Origin of the sequence: Anaerotignum lactatifermentans (assembly GCF_016902535.1) — a bacterium.
Classification (GTDB): Bacteria; Bacillota; Clostridia; order Lachnospirales; family Anaerotignaceae; genus Anaerotignum; species Anaerotignum lactatifermentans_A.
Genome location: NZ_JACSNY010000002.1, coordinates 207,302 through 224,351, shown reverse-complemented (window position 1 = coordinate 224,351; position 17,050 = coordinate 207,302). Strand labels below are relative to the sequence as shown.

The following is a 17,050-nucleotide window of genomic DNA, read 5'->3' as shown; positions in this document are numbered from 1 at the left end:
AGGTACTTGCAAAAGATACAGCTTCTGGACCAAAAAACCATCAATAAAATCGCGGCGGGGGAAGTGGTAGAATCCCCTAAGTCCGTTGTAAAGGAACTGACAGAAAACGCTATGGATGCCGGTGCCAGCACTGTGACTGTAGAGATCCGGGAAGGCGGTACTTCCTATATCCGTGTCACCGACAATGGCTGCGGTATACCCAAAGATCAGGTAAAAGAAGCGTTTCTGCGTCATTCTACCAGTAAGCTTTCCCAGATCGAGGATCTGGAGCATATTTTTACCATGGGGTTCCGGGGTGAAGCACTGGCTTCTATTGCGGCGGTGGCCCAGGTGGAAATGACAACGAAAACAAAGGACGAGGAAATGGGTACATTGATCCAGATCAGCGGCGGCGAGGTAAAAACCATACAGGATGTGGCCTGCACGGAAGGTACTACTGTTGTAGTGCAGAATCTGTTTTATAATGTGCCCGCAAGAAGGAAGTTCCTGAAAAAGCCGGCTACAGAAAGCAGTTATGTTTCCGATCTGATGAATAAGCTGGCGCTGGGGCATCCGGAAATGTCCTTTTGCTATATCAATAACGGCGCTTCTATCCTCCACACCTCCGGCAACGGCGACGGCAGAGCTTCCGTTTTTTATGTTTATGGAAAAGAAGCCGCCAACGCTATGATGGAAATTTCCTATGCCAAAGGAGATTATCGTGTTACAGGCCTTATTGGCAAGCCGGAGCTTTCCAGGGGCAACCGGAATTATGAAAATCTGTTTATCAATGGCAGATTCATCAAAAATTCCATTGTTTCCTCCGCTGTGGAGGATGCCTACAAAACAAGGATTATGATTGGGAAATTCCCCGTTTATGTTTTGAATCTGGAGGTAGATCCCTCTCTGGTGGATGTTAATGTACATCCTGCAAAGCTGGAAGTGCGCTTCAAAAACGATGATGAAGTCTATGATTTCTTCTATGACGCCATTTCCTCGGCCTTTTCCGGTCAAGTGCTGATCCCCAGAGCGAATCTGGAAAAGAAAGCACCGCCGCAGGCAGAAAAGACAGAACAGCAAACACTGTCCTCCTGGCTGAAACCGAAAGAAGCCGTGCCTGCTTTTCCCAGAACAGAATCATCCCCGGCGAGACAGGATATTTCTTATACACAACGGGAAAAAGAGGCACCGGCTCCCGGCGGAGGACGCAGTGTAGATCAGCTCCTCAAGCGCAACACATCTCAAAAGACTTCTGTGCGGGAGGACGGTGTCTCCTATCAAAAAGAAAACGTGCAGGCAGCGTCTTTGCCAAAAGACTTTGTGCTGGAAGAGGCAGAAACAGCGAAGCAAACAGCCGCACCGGCACCAAAGGAAGCGGAAAAAACACCTTTCTTTCAGAACTACCGCATTGTAGGGCAGGTATTTGATACCTATTGGCTGGTAGAGCAGAGAGAATGCCTGTACCTCATTGACCAGCATGCCGCCCATGAACGTATTCTGTTCGAACGGCTCATGAAAGAATTTAAAGAACAGAGTATCGTTTCCCAGCGGCTTTTGACACCGGTGATGCTGCGGCTGACAGAAAGAGAAAAGGAAGTGCTGCGGGAAAATCAGACCCTTCTGGAAGGCTTTGGCTTTGGGATCGAGGAATTTAGCGGAAAAGAATATGCACTCTGTGCTGTGCCATTTCTGATGAAATCCCCCAGCGGCACCGGATTTTTCACGGAAATTCTGGATCAGCTGGAAACAGAAAGCCCCGTCAGCCTTTATGATATGAAACTGATGACCGTAGCGACCATGGCATGTAAGGCCGCAGTAAAGGGCCATGACAGACTGAGTGTGCAGGAAGCCGATCGGCTTATTGAGGATCTGCTGAAGCTGGAAAACCCTTTTACCTGTCCTCATGGACGGCCTACCATTGTAGAGTGGACGAAATACCAAATGGAAAAAATGTTTAAACGAATTCAGGATTGAAAGAGGGATCATTATGAAAAAACCTCTCATTGTCATAGGAGGTCCCACTGCCTGCGGCAAAACCGCCATGTCCATCCTGCTGGCAAAGCAAATCGGCGGAGAAATTATTTCCGGCGATTCCATGCAGGTTTATCGTTATATGGATATTGGAACGGCAAAGGTAACGCCGGAGGAGGCGGATGGCGTACCGCATTTTCTGGTGGATGAACTGATGCCGGACGAGGAATACAATGCCATGATCTTTCAGGAAAAGGCCAAAGCCTATATGGAAGAGATCTGGCAGCGTGGACATATTCCCATTGTAGTGGGAGGCACAGGCTTTTATCTGAATGCCTTGCTGTATGATAATGAATTTACGGAAACAGAGGGGGACGAAAGCTTTCGTCTGGCCTGCTACGAAAAAGCCCAGCGGGAAGGGCCGGATAGCCTTTACAAAGAACTGCTGGTCATTGATCCGGAATATGCCGCCACAACCCATGCCAATAATGTTAAACGGGTAACACGGGCACTGGAATATCATCATTTCACAGGAGAGAAATTTTCTGTCCACAACGCTGCTCAAAAACAAAAATCATCTCCTTATGCGGCGGCAGTTATACTTTTGACTATGGACCGGGATCAACTATATGAAAGAATTGAAAAAAGAGTGGACCTGATGATAGAAGCGGGATTGCTTGAGGAAGTCAGAGGATTGTTGAATCGCGGCTACGATGGCAGCCTGGTTTCCATGCAGGGACTTGGATATAAAGAATTTCTGCCTTATTTTTCCGGAGAAATCACATTAGAAGAAGCGGTAGCGCAGTTAAAACAGGGAACCCGCCGCTTCGCCAAACGGCAGCTGACCTGGTTCCGCAGGCAGATCGACGGTTTATGGATCAATCTGTCACATACAGATCCCCAGACTGCTCTGGAGGATATCCTGGCATATCTTTCTCAGTGCGGTATTTCTATTAAAAAATGAAAAAGAAGGTGTAATGCATGTGGACAACACCATGGCTGGATCAGAATTTCTTTCATCTGTTCTATTATTTTATCATTTACAGCTTTCTGGGATGGGGAATGGAATCTGCTTTTGTTTCCATTTCCTCAAAGGAATGGGTCAACCGCGGCTTTTTAAGCGGACCTTTCTGTCCAATTTACGGTGTAGGCGCTCTTTTTATGATTCTATTGCTTTCTCCAGTTACAGATCACGTATTTCTTCTCTTTTTCGGTGGATTTTTCCTGGCCTCTGTGGTAGAATATGTGATTGCAGCAATACTGGAAAAACTCTTCCATGCGTCCTGGTGGGATTACAGTGAAAAGAAATGGAATCTAAAAGGGCGGGTTTGCCTCCAACGCTCCGTAGAATGGGGGCTGCTGACCATAGTGCTGATGCGCGTGATCCATCCCGTAATTCAGGGACTGGCTGACAATATCCCTACACTGCTTGGAGAAGCAGCCGGTACACTGTTGCTGATGTATCTGGTAGCGGATGCCGGTGTCACTGTGCAGCACATCCTGCGCCTGAACGAAAAACTGGCGCATTTGAGCGAGGCTACGGACGATGTCCGACGGAGACTGGAAAGCACTAGACTTTACAGCGCAAGAAAAGAACTGGCGGAACATTTGGAACATCTTCCTGCCGCTCAGTTTTTACGAGAGTGGAAAGACAGGATGGAAGAAACCTATGGCGATATCGAACAGCTGCAGCTGGAGGAACGCCTGCGTGCCGAATTTGTCGCCAATGAAATCCGGGAGAAACTGGAATATAAGGTACGTGTTCTGGAACAGCAGAATTTTACAGAACGCAGACTGCTTCGCGCTTTCCCGGGAATGCGCTCCATGAAATTTGACTTTGAACTGCAGGATCTTCGCAGTCATATCAATGAAAAGAGAAAAAATAGAAAATAAAAAGGGAGGAACAGAAAAAATGAAATTAGGTAAGAGATGGATGGCCTTCCTGCTTGCGGCCTTGCTTTGCATCGGCGCTGCCGGCTGCGGCGGAAAGGAGGAAGAAGGGGCAGATACCAATCAGACGACAGAAACCGAAAATACGGATCTTGAAGCACAAAGTCCTTCTGACAGCGAGGAAAATGAGAAACCCGCAGACGCAGATACACAAACTGCTCCCGCTTCAGCCACTGCGTATCAGGAAGCATGGATTCAGGCAGATGGCTCTCCTGAACTGACAGCTGCCAGCGGTATTCTGGTGGAAAGAAATTCCGGCACCATTCTGTTTGAAAAAGATGCCAAGGCGAAAATGTATCCTGCCAGTATGACAAAAATCATCACAGCGCTGGTAGTAATGGATTATTTTCAGCCGGATGAACTCATCACTGTTGGAACAGAGATCAACGAGGTATCCCTGGATTCCAGTAAAGCCGGTCATGTTCTTGGGGAAACACTGACGGTTGAAAATGCCATCCGTGGTCTGATTATCCCTTCCGGTAATGACTCTGCCAACGTATTGGCCGCGGCTGTGGCAAAAAGAGTGGAAAATGATGAAAACCTGAATTTTGCCCGCTGTGAAACCATATTTGCAGATTTGATGAATCAGAAGGCGGAGGAATTGGGTGCTGTCAACAGCCACTTTACCAATGCTCATGGCTACCATGACGAAAATCATTATTCCTGTGCATACGATATGGCATTGTTTGCCAACGCCTTTATGAACAACGAAACATTGGCGGAAATCGCCGCAGAAAAAGGCTTCAGCGGTGACGGCGCAAATAATATGTTTGAGAATGACCCCAGCGTGACTACACAGGAATATGCATGGAGAAGCCATAACCTGCTGATTACAGACAACGAATATCAGTACGCTTATGCGACAGGGATAAAAACCGGCTTCACAGACGAAGCAGGGGACTGCCTGACCGCATCTGCGGAAAAAGACGATACCAGTCTGATCTGCGTACTCTTCCAGTCGGAAGATCCCGCACGCTGGACAGACGCTACCAATCTGTTTGAGTATGGATTCAATAATTATACCAAGGTAGATCTTGCTGCCCAAGGAGAGGCCGTTGCAGAAATGCCTTTGACGAAGCAGAACAAGCTTCAGGGGGATACCATTCCTCTGGTATTCCAGAGTACAAAATCTGTTTATCTGCCTGCCGGCACAGAAGACCAGATCACTTCTGAAGTGCGGATTAACGATGAATACCGTGCAGAAGATAAAGACGGCACTGTGCAGGTAAAAGCACCTGTTGCAAAGGGTGCAGAAGTCGGCACCATCCTCTATTCCGTAGATGGTAAACAGATAGGAACAGAAACACTTTACGCAGGAACAGACGTCGAAAAAGGTGGTATTCTGAACAATATCCACTATTTCCTGAAGACACTGTTCTCCCACATCTTCTCCTTAAAGGGACTGATTACAATCGTTATCCTGATTGTAGTAATCGTCGTGATTTATTTCATCCTGAATCGCCTGCGCTATGGCAGACGCAGAAGAAGCGGCGGTTATACCTTTAAGAATTCCGGCAGACGCAGAAGAAGAAGATTCAAATAAATAAATTCCTTGGAACGGCATGCAGAGAGTATGCCGTTCTTTTTTCCTCTTTTTTACGGGACATATGGAAAAGCCCGCCGCGCATATGATGATGGAAAAGGAGGGAATACCATGCAGATATTTAAAACCATCCATATTCGAAAAATACACATGGCCGCAGCCGCCATCCTTATTGCGGCTGTGGCTGCGGCAGGCGCATTTTTGCCTCCGGCCGCGCAAAAGGCTGCGGCAGTCCTGTCGGCAGAAGGCAAACGGGAACTGCCCATCTACTGCGTAAATACCAGCGAAAAAAAGGTCGCCGTCACCTTTGACGCGGCCTGGGGAGCAGATGATACAGACGAGCTTTTGCGGATCTTAGAGGAAAATGATGTCAAGGCCACTTTTTTTCTTTGCGGCTACTGGGTAGAGAAATATCCGGAAGAAGTGAAGAAAATCGCGGAAGCAGGCCATGATCTGGGAAATCATTCCGCAACACATCCTCATATGAGTCAACTTTCTGCCGAACAGATCACGCAGGAGCTGGAAAAATGCCATAATGCCGTCAAAGAACTGACCGGTATCGAAATGGATCTCTTCCGTCCTCCCTTTGGGGAATACAACAATACTGTCATTCAAACCGCTAACGCGAACAATTACCTAGTAATTCAATGGGATATAGATACATTAGATACAAAAAGAAAAGAGGGGAAACATTTTGTTTCCCCTCTTTTTATTTGAAAATAACATCTATGCTATCTTCTTTTAAAATTACCCGATCTATCATACTTTTTGCTACTTCTCTTTTATCATCCAGAGACATATTTTCCCAGTCTTTGGCGCTGAAAGGTATTACTTCAACGGTATTGTATTCTGTAAGTGCTTCTGAATATTGGTGAATCAAAAGCTGTTTCTCACGGTGCAGTGATTCAATTCTTTGGTTTATATATTCAGCGGAAATTTGACTAACGTTTTCAAGAGTAGAGATTAGGTTTTCGATTTTGCTATCTATTTCAGCAATTTTTTGCTGATGTTGTTTCATTAGAGTGTTTTCTTTCTTCTGTCGCGTCAGATGGTACACTTCCGCCTCTTTTATCAATCTAGCCTGAACCTGTTCTTCTACATCTATGACCTTATGTGTTTTTTTAACATCACATGTTCTATAAAGATATCTTCCAGAGCAAACAAAATAAGGAGTTTTTCCATCTTTGGTATAAGAACAGCGAACGGAAAAAGCATACCCACAGTGTCCGCACTTTACCAGTCCGGTAAGCCAGGAATATTTCCCTTTTGTTGAGTTTTTAATTTGTCGATTTTTTGAGAGTTTTTCCTGACAATAAAGAAATACAGTGCTATCAACGATTCCTTCGTGTTGACCTATTGCCAGCAGATGATTTGTCACATCTTTATATTTCCTTTCATTGGCATCTCTTTTTCCAACGAGGATACATCCGTGTATTCCATCAAATTCCTCCGGCTCATTGGCGAGAATTGCCCCACGGGCTTTGTAATAATTATAAATTCCTACATCCGCCTTTACATAAGCTGGGTTTTTTAAAATACATGATAGTTTTGCATTATTAAAATTGACACCACTGACAGCAGTGATATGATCTTTTATCAACTCTCTCTGCACATCTGCTAAGCTGGTGAAAGGCCGGGAATACAGTTCAAAAATTCGTGCTACTGTATCCAGATCCGCATTAGGTTGATAGGAAGTAGCCTTTTTCCCATCCAGCGTAATGCGTACCAAATCAAAGCCATATGCAGGGGGCCCGCCGCCCCAAGCACCTTTTTTGACACGGGCATAGTAATTATCCCGAACACGTTCGGCAATAGTTTCGCGCTCCAGCTGAGCGAACACCACGACAATATAAAGCATGGCGCGTCCCATGGGAGTAGAGGTATCAAATTTTTCCGTAGCAGACACAAAAGAGATTTGCTTTTCCTCCAGTTCATCTATAAAATCCGCGAAGTCAACAATGGAACGACTGATACGGTCCAATTTGTATACAACAACCTTTTCGATTCTGCCGTCTTCAATATCACGCATCATTTCCGCAAAGGCAGGGCGATTGGTATTCTTTCCGGAAAAACCGCTGTCCTGATACACTTTAAAATCATCCGTCATGATTTCCCTTTTGGCGTATTCAATCTGATTTTCAATACTGATGCTGTCTTTTTTTTCAATGGATTGTCTGGCATAAATAGCGATCATATGATATTCCTCCTATGATTTTTTAAAATATATCGGAGTATGTTTCTTGGCTTTTGGTGTCCATATATCCATCAAAGAAATTATCTTCCAGCAACCATATTTCATCAAGAGTAGATTGTGGGATTGGAAGGTTATACAAATAATTTTCGACTATTTCATAAAACATATCTGCTTGCCCCTCATAATATCCCTTTTTTTCTCCTTGAGAAAAAGATTTATAGAGTTTATCTTCTAAATCTAGTTCATCTAAAGCTGTTTGGTATCCATCTTCATAACCTTCATTGTAACCCTGATTATATTCTTCTGAGCAATCTGAACATGAACTACAACAAAACAGGATAGATACTACAAAAAATATCAAATATTTTTTCATAATTACCTCCTGTATTATGGAATACAAATAGGACAAGGACTGACAGAATCAAATTCACCCAAAAAGAAAAATCCTTCATCAATGGATAAATAATTTGCAAGACCTCCATTTTCTTCTATTTGTGGACAATCTATTTTATGATAATAGGGATCGTTATCATACATAGATACAAATACTACAAACATATCCATGTACTGACTTTTATAATCAGGAACTGTTTGAATATAAGTATGTCCTTCTCCCTTTTTTACAGGCAATTCTAATTTTTCATTTACAGGCAGTACGGAAGCTGAAAGAAGATTCGCTAACTGGTTTACAGGAACAAAATAATTATTTTTGTACCAAAGAACAGGGCCAGCAATAGCTTCTCCATCTACTGTGACTTTTGTAGGTACCTCAATAGGAACTTGCTGTGTATTTACCATTGAAGACTGATTATTTGATTGTTTTGCTGTTGAAGTTGTAGAAACAGTGGTGGCTTTGTTTTTTTCTGTTGCTAAAGAAGAAACAATTTCTGAATAAGCTGTGGTATAAGGACATATGCCACCAACGTGAAGGTGCGCTGGGTGACCCCCACAATGGTAATGGTAGTAACCAAGTCCACTAACATTATTATTGTCACGATGACCACCGAAAGCATCTGTTTTACCACTGTGGGCATAAACAGGCAAAGAGATCACCATAGAAAAAACCATGGTGAGTGCAAGAATATATTTCTTTTTTTTCATAACTATACCCCCTTTTTCCTTATTGTAAAATGTAAGAACAGAAAAAGGAAGTAGGGGCGATAAATAAAGCAGATTCTATAAAATTGAAATACAGAAATTGTGTAAAAAGTACATGGAAAGCAATGAAAAAACATGATATATTAGAAAAGACACGAACAGATGTTCCTATTTTTGAAGGGGTGAGGGGAATGGTTGAAAAGTACAGGGAAGCAATTATAGAAATGATAAATACAATTACTGATGAAAAGATTCTGAAAAAAATATATTCTTATATTTTGAGCATAAAAAAATAAGAACCATTCGGTTCTTATTTTTTTTCTTCAAAACTTTTTTCCAGTTCCAGTAAACTGAAAGTAAGATCTTCAATTACTTTTTGAGATTTTTCGTCTAACCTCCAATAAACTTCCAAAAATTCTTTTGTTCTTTCACGGGAATTTTTATCAATATCAGCTAAGAGTTCTGTAAATTTATCGGTGGGAAGTTCTTCCTGGAATATTTCACCAATTCCTTTTTCCAGCCATTCTTTGTTGACTTTCAGTTTTTCACAAATTAAAGACAGATTTCGTTCAGTTAGTTTTCTTTCTCCTCTCTCAATGCTGCTTATAGCAAAATTACTTATTCCAATGATTTCACCTAATTCAGCCTGAGACATCCCAAGCTTCAAACGCAATTCCTTTAATCTTTTATTCATGGTACACCTCCTTTATATTCAGAATATAGACAAAGTCTAAAAAAGTCAATAGATTTTAAAAAAATAACTTGACAAAATAGACATAGTCTAGTATTGTTTAGTTATAAAGTAGACATAGTCAATATGCAAGGAGGGATGTTTATGAAAGAAGAGATGAACGAAAAAACAAAAAAACTTGTAGAAGCATTTTCCAAACTGGACAATAACTCACAATCCATTATTTTAACATCTGCGAGCTGCCTCCTGGCACGGCAGGAAATGGACAACAAAAAGGCCAGCTAAGTAATAGGACAAACCGGAAAGGACATAGGCTGATGCAGGAGGTGTTACATATGGCAAGAGAAAAAAAAGAATACCGCGTTACTGTGTCCTATTGCGAAAAGACCCCAGAAGAGGCGGAACGGCTTCGGCATCAGATTACAGATGTTCTGTATGAGAAAAAAATGCTCAGTCTTCAGCGGCAAAAAGAAAAAGAAGCTGCGCAATAAGGGGCTTTGCCCCACAGGATGGACAAGCAGGAACGGGAGAGGGCAAAGTACCAACAACTATCCCCCAGAACAATACATCAAAAGCCTTCTCCCTTCTTATAAATTAAGGAGGTATGTATATGGATCTAAACAAATTCGCGGCAGGAGCCGTAGCAGAACAGTTGGAAGCAGCTACAGAAAAGGTATTTGCCAATATTGTAGATCCCAACACAGAAGCGAAAAAGCCCAGAAAATTGGTCTTGGAAATTGTGTTCAAGCCATCTGAAGCTGATCGGTCGGATGTTGAGGTTTCGGCAACCGTAAAAACAGCCCTGCAGCCCAGACGCGCAATCAGCAGCCGTATGATTGTGGAAGCAAACGGAGATACCGTATTGGCGGAAGAATGGAAAAATGCCATGCGGGGGCAGATGGAAATTCCGGAAACACACGAGGAAGGCGTTATTGATTTTCAGAGCAGAAAGGCGGAATAAAGAATGTTAAAAGATGCAATGGCTTATTTTTTGGAACAGTGTAAAGCGCAGATGTTTGAGGTCGACGGTAGGGAATACAGTTCAAAGCAGTTGTATCCCGTAAAAGATCCGAGGGTTTCTTCTTTAGATGTAAACAGTCTGGAAAGCATTGTATATTACATCAAAAATGTAGATGAAAATAAACATCTGCCATATCTCCTCCATATTGAGGATTATAACAAGGTTTCTCTTTTCGGCCCAATTTGTGATTGCTGGCAGTCAAGAGATCATTTTATGACAGCAAAATCTGATAGAGTGGTTTTTCCTTTTGGCCGTTTTATGGACACAGAATCATTTATCATCAATTTGCAGACGAACTTCCATCATACGGACGATCTGGATTCTGTTTTAAAAGTGGTAGGCAATCTGCGGGACGAAAATGTAAGACAGCTGGGGGATGATGGCGTCAGTCAAATGGTGACGATCCGTACCGGAATTGCCGCTGTTGGTGACGCAAGAGTACCGAATCCTGTTTCTTTGCGCCCGTACCGGACATTCCTGGAAATCGAGCAACCAGAAAGCAAATTTGTATTCCGCATGAGAGATGGCGGTTCCTGTGCATTGTTTGAAGCAAGCGGCGATCTGTGGAAATCGGACGCAAGAACAAGCATCAAAGAGTATTTTGAATCGAAACTTTCCGAAGAAATCGAACAAAAAAAGGTGATTTTACTGTGATAAGAAGAGAGACAAGCCTCCGCGTCAACGCGGGGGCAAATATTTCCAAGGAAGATGCGGAGAAAATGGGAATGGACATTGGGCGAAAGATCATCTATCGCCGAAAAACAGTGGACAAGCCCAACCGACCGGGACGAATCATACAGCGAAAAGGCGTTGTATGGGGGATGTGGAAACATCACTTTATCGTTTTATGGGACACTCACAATTACAAAGAAGCGCTGCAATACAGACTTTTATCGAAAGGCAGTTTGCAAAACTGCGGCGAAGGAGTTGAAATCAAATGAATATCTACATTGTATTTGCCTTAATCATCATTATGATATTGTCGGCAGCTTGTTACTGGCTGCTGGACGAGCTTTCTGTATCAAAGGAAAGAGTATCCTTTTACAGAGACACTATCAAAAAAGAAGCGGCAAAGAAATGGGAGCCGTGAGGAATCACGGCTTTTTTCTTTAGGAGGGATTTTATGGACGGCTTAATGTTTCCGAAAAAGAAATACAAGAAAAGAAGAGAAGTATGGAAAGGGAGAACTACCAGTATTTTGCAGGGAAAAACAAAGGAGTGCTATGTGACCGGCGAAGTGGAGGATCTTCACAAGCACCATATTTTCTACGGAGAAGGGATGCGGGATATCTCTGACCGGCACGGATTCTGGGTATATCTGGCAGATCGGGTACATATTGCCGGGCTGGGCGGCCTGCACGCACATCCGGGGAAAGGTCTGGATCTGGAACTGAAGCAGGTCTGCCAGCGGAAATTTGAGGAAAATCACAGCCGGCAGGAATGGATGGATATTATCGGGAGGAATTATTTGTGAAAACGCCCTGTTACAAGTGCCAGCTGCGGCAAGAGAACTGCCACGCCGGATGCGGCGCCTACAAGGAATATCGGCTGTGGTTAGACGAGCAGAGGAAGAAACAAGCAGAGATAAACCGGCCGGAGCTGGAAGCCAGGGGAAGGCGGCAAGAAGTTATGAATTATTTTCTCCATGCAGGGTGCCAGCCCACCAGAGGATTTCAATTAACGAAAGCGAGGAACAGAAAATGAGCAGAGAAGAAATTTTGGAAGCGGTAAAAAAGATCATTTGCTATGACAAAAACAACGAATATGGAGAGCCGGAGAATAATTTTAAGATTATTGCCGATTTCTGGAATACTTATCTTCATGGAAAACTGCAATATGACAGCTATCTGGAAATTACCGGTGAGGATGTAGGAATTATGATGGCGTTATTTAAGATCGGCAGAATGACAGCCAGTGAAAAGGATGATAATTTTCTGGACGGAATCGGGTATCTTGCCTGCGCTATGGAGTGCAAGGGAAAATGAAAGGATTTCTATACCGGGCGTGGATTGATTTGATGTGCTGGATCTGGAAAAGGAAACTGCCGTTTTGAGGTGAGGAAAAAGGTGACACAGAATGAAAGAAAATGTATTAGAACGTATGGAGCGAGTTGGCGCTAAGAGAAAAATGGCAGATTTCAATGTGAAAATGAATATGGACTTTGATTTCAAAGTGAAATACGCGGAAATCAGAGCATGGGAATTTTACAATGAATGTGCGGCCAGAGGATTAAACTGCCATGTATCAGTAGGCGGATTGGACAGTATTACATTATTTCTTTTTTTACAGAACATAGGGATTTATGTTCCTGGGATCAGTGTTTCTTATTTGGAGGACAGCAGCATACAGGCGGTACACAAGAATTTAGGGATAGAGAGATTGCAGAGCACAAAGAAAAAGGATGGAACCAGATGGACAAAGGTGGACATTATCAAAGAATTTGGTTTTCCAGTAATCTCCAAGGAAACGGCCTCTAAAATCGAACTATTGCAAAACCCGTCTGAAAAAAACAAAACCGTAAGACACGCCATCATGACAGGAGAAACCGGGGAATATGGAGGATTCCAGAAAAATAGCAGAATGAAACTCAGTCAAAAATGGCTTGAAAAGTTTGGCGGCTACGAAAACGATACGGAGGGCGTTGCCTATGGTATGCCTGATTTTAAGGTATCCTCCAAATGTTGCTATTACCTAAAAGAAAAGCCATGTGAGGACTGGGCGAAAGAGCATAACAGCGTTCCTTATTTGGGATTGATGGCGTCAGAAGGTGGAAGAAGGGCAAAGAGTTTAAAAATCAACGGATGTAATTATTTTGGGAAAAGCACAATTCGTTCAGCTCCATTTGCCATATTCAATAGACAAGATTTATTACAGATTGCATTAGACCTGGATGTTCCTGTGCCTGAAATATACGGAAAAATTGAAAGGAAGCCGGATGGAACCCTGTACACTACTAAAGCACAACGCACAGGATGCAGTATGTGTGGATTTGGAATACATATGGAAAAAAGACCACATAGATTTGACCTTCTTAGAGAACGGAATGAAAAAGAATGGAATTTCTGGATGTACGATATGGGCTGGGGTCATGTGCTGGACTATATTGGGGTAGCGTGGAAAGATGAATACATCCCGGAGGGAGTACAGATAAAGATTGGAGATGTTTTGGATGGATAAAATTATTCGGATTTTACGGTATTTGGCAAAGGTCCAAAAATGCCGACTATGTGGAAACTGCAATAGCTGCCAGTTTGTTGATTTATGCGCAGATATAAATTTAGATTTGATCAAAGAAGATGTATTTGCAAAAGCAGCTGATTATTTAGATCAATATCGTGCGGAAAAAGAAATGATTGAGCAAAAGGATGACAGAGGGAAGTAATATCTGCCCATGTATGGGCTGTGCCGCTGACCGCTATCCGGGATGCCATGTCAGCTGCGGAAGGTATCGGGGCTGGAAGGACCAGCGGCGGCTGGAGCGGCGGGAGAAAAAAGAAAAAATGCTGGAGGGATGGGAAGCGGACGCAAGGAAGCGGTATGCCATCCGTCAGGGGCAGAGGAGGAAGCGGATTTGAATAAAGTGGTATTGCTGGGCAGGCTGACAAAGGACCCGGAGGTCCGTTATACCGAAGGTGAAAAGCCTGTGGCAGTAGCAAGATACACATTGGCTGTAAATCGAAAGTACAAAGTAAACGGACAGGCGGAGGCGGATTTCATCAACTGCGTTGCCTTTGGAAAAACCGGAGAGTTTGCGGAAAAATATCTAAAAAAAGGACAACAGATCGCCATAACAGGGAGGCTTCAGGTAAATAACTGGACAGACAAGGACGGGAATAAACGAAGAAATACAGATATTGTTGTGGAAGAACATTATTTCTGTGGAGGCAAAAAAGAAAGCAGTTCCGAAGGGCAGGATGGGTTTTACCCTATCAGTGAGGACATTGAGGAGGATGATCTGCCGTTTTAGGGGGTGAATGAATGAAACAGCTGAACTTGATAGAAGAATTGATCGTGGACAATTTTGCAGGAGGAGGCGGCGCATCTACTGGCATTGAGCTTGCCACTGGACGGCCGGTGGATATTGCCATAAACCATGATCCGGATGCCATTGCAATGCACCGAACGAATCACCCATACACAGAGCATTACTGTGAATCTGTATGGGACATTGACCCCAGGAAGGCTTGCAGGGGAAGAAAGGTTGGACTGGCGTGGTTTTCGCCGGACTGCAAGCATTTTTCCAAAGCAAAGGGCGGAAAGCCGGTGGATAAGAACATCCGTGGGCTGGCGTGGATTGTGCTAAAATGGGCCGGTACAGTCAGACCCAGGGTGATTATTTTGGAGAACGTGGAGGAATTTCAAACCTGGGGGCCTGTCAAAAAGGGGAAACCAATGAAAAGCAGATCCGGAGAAACCTTCCGGAAATGGAAAGAACAGCTGGAAAGCCTTGGGTACTGCATAGAACACAGGGAACTGGTGGCGGCGGATTATGGCGCGCCTACCACAAGAAAAAGATTCTTTCTGGTGGCAAGATGTGACGGACGGCCCATTGTATGGCCGGAGCCGACACACGCGCCGGCGGCCAGCGAAGAAGTGAAAGAAGGCAGAAAAAAGCCTTGGAGAAGTGCGGCGGAGATCTTAGACTGGTCTCTTCCATGTCCATCCATATTTGACACGAAAGAAGAGATCCGGGAGAAATACGGTATTTCCGCTCAGCGGCCTCTTCGGCCCAACACTATGCGCCGGGTGGCACGGGGCGTGGACAAATTCGTCATAAAGAACCTAGAACCATTTTTAGTTCAGGTCAATCATGCGGGGAAGTTCCGAGGCCAGAGGATAAAAGAGCCTATTCAGACAATCACAGCAAAGCATGGGTATGGCATTGTTTCCCCGGTTGTGGCGCCGCTGACTATGCACAATAACGAGAATGCGACCGGGACGGGAATCACGGAGCCGGTAAATACCATTACCAGCAGCGGAGCAGGCGGCCATCAGATGATGATATCTCCAACGCTTACGGCAATCGGCCAGACTGGAGCAAAAGGAGATCGGGGACGGAAGATCACAGAGCCAACGCACACCCAAGTTTCCAAAGCGGAGGAATGTATTGTTGCCCCTTCCCTGATCCAATACCACACAGAACAGTCGGAAAAGGTAAGAGGGCAAAGCGTAGAAGAGCCGATCATGACCATTGACGCCGCCAATCGTTACGGATTGACAGCGGCCAGCCTAATTAAATACTACGGCAACGACCAGCACGGCCAGAGCATCCACGAACCACTGCACACAGTCACAGCAAAGGACCGAGAAGGGATTGTCGCTGTAAATTTAACGAAAATGAAAGGGACGAACCTGGGCAGCCCCATGGCAGACCCGGTACAGACCATCACTGCTGGAGGCGGGCATTTTGGCGTGGTAATTACCCGGATAGAAAAGGCGGAGCCGGGCGCGGATCTGCGGCACTGGCCGGAAATCCGGGAGCTGCTGAATACATATTGCGGGTATAATCTGGGGCCGGAGGATGTGATTCTGTTTGAAATCAACGGAGCGTCCTATTTCATGGCGGACATTGGGTTACGTATGCTGGTGCCGAGGGAACTGTACCGGGCCAACGGGTTTCCGGACGATTATATAATCGACCGGGACTATACCGGGAAGATGTACCCCAAGACAAAGCAGGTAGCCAGATGCGGAAATGCTGTACCGCCGCCGTTTGCGGAAGCGCTTGTCCGGGCAAATCTGCCGGAGCTATGCGGAGGAAGGATACAGACAATGGCAGAGCTGAAGGATGTAATGACGGGGTGAGTATATGAGAGCGGTGACAAAATATCCTGGAAGCAAGTGGCGGATCGCGGACTGGATCATCAGCTTTTTTCCGGAGCATCACAGCTATTTGGAACCATTCTTCGGAAGCGGTGCGGTTTTATTCAACAAAGAAAGAAGCAACATTGAGACCATCAACGATCTGGACGGGGATGTGGTGAATTTTTTCGACTGGGTGAAGCGGGACCCGGAACGGCTGGCAAGGGAAGTATGGCTGACGCCCTACAGCCGGGAGGTTTATCACCGGGCATACGGAAAGCCGAAAGGCAGTCTGGAACAGGCTGTATATTTCTTAGTACGGCTGAACATGGGGCACGGATTTCGGACTTCCGGCGGAAAGGTGGGCTGGAAAATAGATATTCAAGGCAGGGAAAGAAGCTATGCTGTCAAGGATTGGAACGGGATGCCGGAAAAGATCATGGAAGCGGCGGCCAGACTGAAAGAAGTTCAGATCGAAAACAGATCGGCACTGGATGTGATCCAGCGGTTTGATTTTGAAAATGTGCTGATCTACGCAGATCCGCCCTATCTGCTGTCGACCAGAATTGGAAAACAGTACCGAAAAGAAATGTCGGAGAAAGACCATATAGCCCTGTTGGAAGCGCTGCGGGAAAGCCGGGCAAAGGTGATCCTGTCCGGCTACGAAAACGATTTGTACAACAAGATATTGGAAGGCTGGCAAAAAGAGAAAATTGTGAGCATGACCCAAAATCAGAAAATGTCAAGGGAAGTGCTGTGGATGAATTTCCAGTCGGAACAGCAGATGAAGTTATATTGAAA

Annotated in this window: 25 protein-coding genes; 21 read left to right on the top strand and 4 right to left on the bottom strand. The window is 44.6% G+C overall.

Features of this window, described 5'->3' with window-relative positions:
* Positions 1-6: 6 nt before the first annotated feature.
* From mutL to H9X84_RS02515, 5 genes are all read left to right on the top strand, one after another.
* Positions 7-1,953, top strand: coding sequence for a DNA mismatch repair endonuclease MutL (gene mutL / locus H9X84_RS02535; RefSeq protein ID WP_205132750.1), 1,947 nt, complete (start codon positions 7-9; stop codon positions 1,951-1,953).
* Between the two features lie 13 nt (positions 1,954-1,966).
* Complete coding sequence (gene miaA / locus H9X84_RS02530; protein ID WP_207750510.1) at positions 1,967-2,914, top strand: tRNA (adenosine(37)-N6)-dimethylallyltransferase MiaA; 948 nt, start codon at positions 1,967-1,969, stop codon at positions 2,912-2,914.
* Positions 2,915-2,931: 17 nt separating this feature from the next.
* Positions 2,932-3,843 carry a putative ABC transporter permease gene (locus tag H9X84_RS02525; protein WP_205132749.1) on the top strand — a complete coding sequence of 304 codons (912 nt, stop codon included), beginning with the start codon at positions 2,932-2,934 and terminating at the stop codon, positions 3,841-3,843.
* A 19-nt stretch (positions 3,844-3,862) separates the two neighbouring features.
* Positions 3,863-5,443, top strand: a complete 1,581-nt coding sequence (locus H9X84_RS02520) for a D-alanyl-D-alanine carboxypeptidase family protein (protein ID WP_205132748.1) — start codon at positions 3,863-3,865, stop codon at positions 5,441-5,443.
* Positions 5,444-5,554: 111 nt separating this feature from the next.
* The gene (locus H9X84_RS02515; protein WP_205132747.1) at positions 5,555-6,160 is read left to right on the top strand and encodes a polysaccharide deacetylase family protein; all 606 of its coding nucleotides are present in this window, start codon (positions 5,555-5,557) and stop codon (positions 6,158-6,160) included.
* Here H9X84_RS02515 and H9X84_RS02510 read toward each other — a convergent pair.
* From H9X84_RS02510 to H9X84_RS13015, 3 genes are read right to left on the bottom strand one after another with little or no spacing between them, the layout of a single operon-like run.
* Positions 6,153-7,637, bottom strand: a complete 1,485-nt coding sequence (locus tag H9X84_RS02510) for a recombinase family protein (protein WP_205132746.1) — start codon at positions 7,635-7,637, stop codon at positions 6,153-6,155. The genes H9X84_RS02515 and H9X84_RS02510 overlap by 8 nt on opposite strands.
* 22 nt (positions 7,638-7,659) lie before the next feature.
* Entirely contained in the window at positions 7,660-8,010 is a 351-nt protein-coding gene (locus H9X84_RS02505; protein ID WP_205132745.1) for a hypothetical protein, read from the bottom strand.
* 14 nt (positions 8,011-8,024) lie between these two features.
* On the bottom strand, positions 8,025-8,705 hold the full coding sequence (locus H9X84_RS13015) for a YHYH domain-containing protein (RefSeq protein WP_243423499.1): 681 nt from the start codon (positions 8,703-8,705) through the stop codon (positions 8,025-8,027).
* A gap of 116 nt (positions 8,706-8,821) precedes the next feature.
* Here H9X84_RS13015 and H9X84_RS02495 point away from each other — a divergent pair, with 116 nt between their 5' ends.
* Positions 8,822-9,031, top strand: a complete 210-nt coding sequence (locus H9X84_RS02495) for a hypothetical protein (RefSeq protein WP_205132744.1) — start codon at positions 8,822-8,824, stop codon at positions 9,029-9,031.
* 14 nt (positions 9,032-9,045) lie between these two features.
* Here the strand turns inward: H9X84_RS02495 and H9X84_RS02490 are convergent, their stop codons facing one another.
* The gene (locus H9X84_RS02490; protein WP_205132743.1) at positions 9,046-9,429 is read right to left on the bottom strand and encodes a helix-turn-helix domain-containing protein; all 384 of its coding nucleotides are present in this window, start codon (positions 9,427-9,429) and stop codon (positions 9,046-9,048) included.
* A gap of 141 nt (positions 9,430-9,570) precedes the next feature.
* Between H9X84_RS02490 and H9X84_RS02485 the strand changes: the two genes are divergently transcribed.
* The 15 genes from H9X84_RS02485 to H9X84_RS02415 all read left to right on the top strand — a co-directional run bounded on the left by H9X84_RS02485 (position 9,571) and on the right by H9X84_RS02415 (position 17,048).
* Entirely contained in the window at positions 9,571-9,711 is a 141-nt protein-coding gene (locus H9X84_RS02485; RefSeq protein ID WP_205132742.1) for a hypothetical protein, read from the top strand.
* Positions 9,712-9,761: 50 nt separating this feature from the next.
* The gene (locus tag H9X84_RS02480; protein WP_205132741.1) at positions 9,762-9,917 is read left to right on the top strand and encodes a hypothetical protein; all 156 of its coding nucleotides are present in this window, start codon (positions 9,762-9,764) and stop codon (positions 9,915-9,917) included.
* A 119-nt stretch (positions 9,918-10,036) separates the two neighbouring features.
* Positions 10,037-10,387, top strand: coding sequence for a hypothetical protein (locus H9X84_RS02475; protein ID WP_205132740.1), 351 nt, complete (start codon positions 10,037-10,039; stop codon positions 10,385-10,387).
* A gap of 273 nt (positions 10,388-10,660) precedes the next feature.
* Positions 10,661-11,101 carry a hypothetical protein gene (locus H9X84_RS02470; RefSeq protein ID WP_205132739.1) on the top strand — a complete coding sequence of 147 codons (441 nt, stop codon included), beginning with the start codon at positions 10,661-10,663 and terminating at the stop codon, positions 11,099-11,101.
* Complete coding sequence (locus tag H9X84_RS02465) at positions 11,098-11,388, top strand: hypothetical protein (protein WP_205132738.1); 291 nt, start codon at positions 11,098-11,100, stop codon at positions 11,386-11,388. Before H9X84_RS02470 ends, H9X84_RS02465 begins: the two co-directional genes overlap by 4 nt.
* The gene (locus tag H9X84_RS02460; protein WP_205132737.1) at positions 11,385-11,537 is read left to right on the top strand and encodes a hypothetical protein; all 153 of its coding nucleotides are present in this window, start codon (positions 11,385-11,387) and stop codon (positions 11,535-11,537) included. The genes H9X84_RS02465 and H9X84_RS02460 overlap by 4 nt, the downstream gene beginning before the upstream one ends.
* 33 nt (positions 11,538-11,570) lie before the next feature.
* The gene (locus H9X84_RS02455; RefSeq protein ID WP_205132736.1) at positions 11,571-11,921 is read left to right on the top strand and encodes a hypothetical protein; all 351 of its coding nucleotides are present in this window, start codon (positions 11,571-11,573) and stop codon (positions 11,919-11,921) included.
* Positions 11,918-12,151 (top strand): hypothetical protein, encoded by a 234-nt coding sequence (locus H9X84_RS02450; RefSeq protein WP_205132735.1) that lies wholly within the window; start codon positions 11,918-11,920, stop codon positions 12,149-12,151. The genes H9X84_RS02455 and H9X84_RS02450 overlap by 4 nt, the downstream gene beginning before the upstream one ends.
* Complete coding sequence (locus H9X84_RS02445; RefSeq protein WP_205132734.1) at positions 12,148-12,432, top strand: DUF6378 domain-containing protein; 285 nt, start codon at positions 12,148-12,150, stop codon at positions 12,430-12,432. Before H9X84_RS02450 ends, H9X84_RS02445 begins: the two co-directional genes overlap by 4 nt.
* Positions 12,433-12,523: 91 nt before the next feature.
* The gene (locus H9X84_RS02440; RefSeq protein WP_205132733.1) at positions 12,524-13,624 is read left to right on the top strand and encodes a hypothetical protein; all 1,101 of its coding nucleotides are present in this window, start codon (positions 12,524-12,526) and stop codon (positions 13,622-13,624) included.
* A complete protein-coding gene (locus H9X84_RS02435) occupies positions 13,617-13,829 on the top strand; it encodes a hypothetical protein (RefSeq protein WP_205132732.1) in 213 nt (70 codons plus the stop codon). The genes H9X84_RS02440 and H9X84_RS02435 overlap by 8 nt, the downstream gene beginning before the upstream one ends.
* The gene (locus H9X84_RS02430) at positions 13,813-14,022 is read left to right on the top strand and encodes a hypothetical protein (RefSeq protein ID WP_205132731.1); all 210 of its coding nucleotides are present in this window, start codon (positions 13,813-13,815) and stop codon (positions 14,020-14,022) included. The genes H9X84_RS02435 and H9X84_RS02430 overlap by 17 nt, the downstream gene beginning before the upstream one ends.
* Positions 14,019-14,414 (top strand): single-stranded DNA-binding protein, encoded by a 396-nt coding sequence (locus H9X84_RS02425; RefSeq protein WP_205132730.1) that lies wholly within the window; start codon positions 14,019-14,021, stop codon positions 14,412-14,414. The genes H9X84_RS02430 and H9X84_RS02425 overlap by 4 nt, the downstream gene beginning before the upstream one ends.
* A gap of 11 nt (positions 14,415-14,425) precedes the next feature.
* Positions 14,426-16,252 carry a DNA cytosine methyltransferase gene (locus tag H9X84_RS02420; protein WP_205132729.1) on the top strand — a complete coding sequence of 609 codons (1,827 nt, stop codon included), beginning with the start codon at positions 14,426-14,428 and terminating at the stop codon, positions 16,250-16,252.
* 4 nt (positions 16,253-16,256) lie between these two features.
* The gene (locus H9X84_RS02415; protein ID WP_205132728.1) at positions 16,257-17,048 is read left to right on the top strand and encodes a DNA adenine methylase; all 792 of its coding nucleotides are present in this window, start codon (positions 16,257-16,259) and stop codon (positions 17,046-17,048) included.
* Positions 17,049-17,050: the final 2 nt, after the last annotated feature.